General features: G+C 27.4%; 2 protein-coding genes. Both read left to right on the forward strand.

Annotation, left to right across the window (positions count from 1 at the left end; translation table 11 throughout):
• On the forward strand, positions 1-598 hold a 598-nt coding region (locus AJ885_RS00175; protein WP_070280512.1), incomplete at its 5' end, for a DUF2920 family protein.
• 12 nt (positions 599-610) lie between these two features.
• On the forward strand, positions 611-718 hold a 108-nt coding region (locus tag AJ885_RS10030; protein ID WP_002821379.1), incomplete at its 3' end, for a DUF2920 family protein.

Below are 718 nucleotides of genomic sequence, written 5' to 3' on the forward strand. Positions count from 1 at the left end.
CATAGCAAAAATAGCTCCTTGGTATGTGGATGGTGTGATTGATAATTCAGGTTCGGCTTTGCCTTCTCCTATGTTTATTTTAGAAAGAGAAAGTGGACAATGTGATTATTTTGAGGAATATCCACATAATAAAATAGGATTTTTTATTAAAACTTATTGGAATGCGGATGTTAGTTCAAAATATTTTTTTCATACTGAGAATTATTTAATTAGAATAATTCCTAATTTAGCTCATTTAACTATACAAGTTAGTGTTAATAAAAATATTGTTTTAGTATCTTATCATAGTTTAAAAGATCCATTTAATACAGCAAAAGATAAGCAAACTCTTTTTTTAGCGTATAAAGAGTTAGGATATGACGCCACTTTACATTTGATAAAAGATGAAAGCGAGATTGATGGAAGATTTATAAAGGACTTAAATCACGGCATGAGAATAAGTGATAAAGCCTTATTTAGAAAAGAACTTCCTTTAATGCTTGAAAAACTACAAAAAAGAAAATCTTTCATGCAAGAAAATTCCATCTCTTATCCTTGTGGAAATAAAGTGTTTACTTTTAAAGATGTAGAAAATCAGTTAAAATTGATTATTAATTAAAAAGGAAAATATATGCTTATAAACCAAACCTTTGAAATTGATTCTTGTGATGATGTAGAACTAGGTATTAAAAGAACCAGTAAGCTTGAATATCGCATAAGTTATGATGATGAAAAAGAT

It is taken from the genome of Campylobacter sp. BCW_6464 (genome assembly GCF_001762775.1).
GTDB classification, from domain to species: Bacteria; Campylobacterota; Campylobacteria; order Campylobacterales; family Campylobacteraceae; genus Campylobacter_D; species Campylobacter_D jejuni.